The sequence below is a fragment of the Wolbachia endosymbiont of Drosophila leontia genome (genome assembly GCF_028981785.1).
GTDB lineage: Bacteria > Pseudomonadota > Alphaproteobacteria > Rickettsiales > Anaplasmataceae > Wolbachia > Wolbachia pipientis.
The window spans coordinates 6,127-9,124 of the sequence record NZ_JAPQLK010000142.1 but is presented as its reverse complement, the minus strand read 5'-3'; the positions used below and the strand labels follow the sequence as shown (position 1 = coordinate 9,124).

Here is a 2,998-nt window from a genome sequence, read left to right as displayed (position 1 = left end):
ATGCTTTAGCTATTTTCAATAGAATTAAATTTATTAATATAAATAACAAATTACTATTCTTAAATTTGATTAGATTGATTGCAAAAAAACAAGATTTTCAATAAGTTGCTTATAATCCTAATTATAGTTAGCCTTTCATAAGTAGCGATGCAACAAAGCCATTCCAGCGTCACGCGCTGCCATGTGGTATACAAATTTCCTTCGAATTACAACGTACGTGCGCTCTATATGCACTTGATTGACAAATGCTCTCTTATCAAAATCTCAAGAATCTGCACTATATTTAATGCTGCGCCTTTGCGCAGGTTGTCAGCCACTATCCACATATTTAATCCGTGCTCAACAGTATTGTCTCTTCTAATACGCGATACATATACAGCATTCTCCTGTACAACATCAATTTGAGTTATGTATTCACTATCTTCACGCCTGTTGTACACTAAAACTCCACTATCTTCGGCTTCACTTAGCACTTCACGAGCTTGTTCTTCAGTGATATGTTGACCAAATTCCACATTTACTGCCATAGCGTGACCGATAAAGACGGGTACCCTTACACAAGTTGCAGTAACTTTTATATCTTCCTCTAAAATTTTTTTTGTCTCCTCTTGCATTTTCCATTCCTCTTCTGTAGAACCATTTTCCATGAATTCTCCTACATGGGGAATGCAATTGAATGCTATTTGCTTAGAGAATATCTTGGGTTTTTTAGCTTCGTTCATAAAGATTTTTTTTGTCTGGTCATAGAGCTCATCCATTGCTGCTTTGCCTGCACCAGAAGTTGATTGATAAGTTGAAGCAACGATTCTCTTTATTTTTGCTTTTTGGTGTAATAGATGTAGTACTAGCAGCATCTGTATTGTAGTACAGTTTGGATTGGATATTATGTTGTGGTTTTTATATTCCATAATTTTTTCTTTATTAATCTCTGGAATAATGAGTGGCACACCCTCTTTCATTCTAAAATGGGAACTGTTATCTATCACGATGCATCCAGCCTGTGTTGCAATTGGTACATACTCTTCAGAAACATGAGATCCAGCACAGAAAATGGCTACATTAGTTCCAACGAAGTCATAATCCTCAAGGCATAAAACTGTTAACTCTTTGTCACCAAAGCTCACCTTCTTCCCTTCTGATTTTTTCGATGCAAGTGCAATAACGCAATCTATCGCCTCATCTTGAAATTCAGCAAGCGTGCTTAATACCTCACGCCCTACTCTTCCGGTTGCTCCAATAACAGCAATTTTGTATCCCATATAGATGAACCTCTAATTTCAAAGTTCTATTATATTTTTACTGACAAAATTTACAATTGTTTTAATATTTTTACCTTGCAATTAATTGTAATTTAGCTATTATTATGCAATATTAGTAATATTACATAATGAAATGAAAGATGAGTAAGGAATACGATGAAACTAAGGTTAAACCTGCAATTTCTACACCTCAAGGACCTGAAGGAACCAATGGATCAAAGGCCCAAAGTGTTCTTTCGAATAAAAGAAAGCCTACAATAAATTTTGATGATAAAAAGTATGGTGTAAAAACCCCTAAAATAGACCAACAGTCCCCAAATAAAGCTTCAAAGCTAAGAGATTTCTTAAGGTCAACACCAATAATAGGGAGATTTTTAGCAAGGATTTTCACACCTGAAAAAGTAGAAGTCGTCAGTAACCCTATAATGGAAGCATATGAAAAATCGCAAGCAGGTCACTCCAGTAAGATAAAAGATGAAACTAGTATAGATGATGAACACACAAAAGAAGTAGATAGTAAACTTGAGAAGGGTAATGTTGAACAAGTGGACAACAAGAAAAGTCGTAGTTCATAAATATCAATCATTTAAAAATTATCTCTAGTTATAACATTGTATCTGTTCAGATGCATGGCTCATGTACAAATATTGAAACAAAAATTCCAGTGCTCCCTTTCTTGTCATGCCAGTGCGTGACACTTGTATCTTTATGATGTGAGGCATTAGAGCTAAAATACCTCAAAGGGAGGGTGAAGCTGATGCGACACTAATGCCATTAAGCCAGATTTTGCTTCCCTCCCATAGAGTTAAAGACTGAACAGTATCTTTTGGAATTATATCCCGTATTACAAGGTTAGTCTAAACTCTCAGTTTATTTATAGTCTTGGAGGCAATTTTATGCAAGTAAATGCTATTTTGGGTGTGGATATTTCAAAAAAGAAATTTGATGTTTGTTAGTGGACAGTAAAAAACGACACAAAGTCTTTCAAAATAATCAAGATGGTTTTGCAAAACTTGTAGTTTGGTGCAATGGCCATGGAGCAAATCTTACTCATTTATGTCTTGAAGCAACTAGTTGGTATGGAGAAGATTTGGCTACTTTTATGCACGATTTAGGACATAATGTCAGTATAGTAAACCCAGCCCAAATCAAAGCTTTTGGCAAAAGTGAGCTGCTCAGAAATAAGACAGATAAATCAGATGCAGCTATGATAGCTAGATTTTGTATCGCCAACAAACCTGCTCTTTGGAAGCCCATTGCACCTGAAATGAGGCATTTGAGGGAGCTTTACCGTTGCATGCAATTGCCAAAAGATGATAAGGTGCAACAGACAAATCGCTTGGAAAACAAAAATATGCATTCCAGTTGCAAAGAAGCTATATCTAAAGTAATTTTGGCAATAGAGGAGCAAATTATTGTTCTCGAAAAAGAAATTAATGAGCATATAAATAACTATCCACATCTAAAAAATATGGTGGAAAACCTTAAGACTATAAAAGGTATAGGATATCTTACTGCTGTTGCTGTTGTCGCAGAAATGCCATCAGTTGATAACTTTGACAATGCTAAACAATTTACAGCTTTTGCTGCCAGGACATTATCAATCGGGATCGTCAGTAAGTAAGAGAAGTTGCATATGCAAAATAGGATCTGAGCGTATTCGAAAAGCTCCTTAGAACCTGTTAAGGATCTCGAAAATATGAGGTAAAATAAGCATAGTTAAGAAAGAGGTATATCTA

The 2,998-nt window shown here is 35.4% G+C and carries 3 protein-coding genes and 1 pseudogene; 2 read left to right on the top strand and 2 right to left on the bottom strand.

Going from position 1 to position 2,998, the window contains the following annotated elements:
- Nucleotides 1-224: 224 nt before the first annotated feature.
- Nucleotides 225-1,259 (bottom strand): aspartate-semialdehyde dehydrogenase, encoded by a 1,035-nt coding sequence (locus OZD63_RS05375; RefSeq protein ID WP_274979843.1) that lies wholly within the window; start codon nt 1,257-1,259, stop codon nt 225-227.
- A 140-nt stretch (nt 1,260-1,399) separates the two neighbouring features.
- Here OZD63_RS05375 and OZD63_RS05370 point away from each other — a divergent pair, with 140 nt between their 5' ends.
- The gene (locus OZD63_RS05370) at nt 1,400-1,834 is read left to right on the top strand and encodes a hypothetical protein (protein WP_274979844.1); all 435 of its coding nucleotides are present in this window, start codon (nt 1,400-1,402) and stop codon (nt 1,832-1,834) included.
- A 24-nt stretch (nt 1,835-1,858) separates the two neighbouring features.
- Here OZD63_RS05370 and OZD63_RS05365 read toward each other — a convergent pair whose 3' ends face one another.
- Nucleotides 1,859-1,981, bottom strand: a complete 123-nt coding sequence (locus OZD63_RS05365) for a hypothetical protein (protein ID WP_255324202.1) — start codon at nt 1,979-1,981, stop codon at nt 1,859-1,861.
- A 174-nt stretch (nt 1,982-2,155) separates the two neighbouring features.
- Here OZD63_RS05365 and OZD63_RS05360 point away from each other — a divergent pair.
- A pseudogene (locus OZD63_RS05360) lies at nt 2,156-2,929 on the top strand (IS110 family RNA-guided transposase); the annotation flags it as partial.
- Between the last annotated feature and the right edge of the window lie 69 nt (nt 2,930-2,998).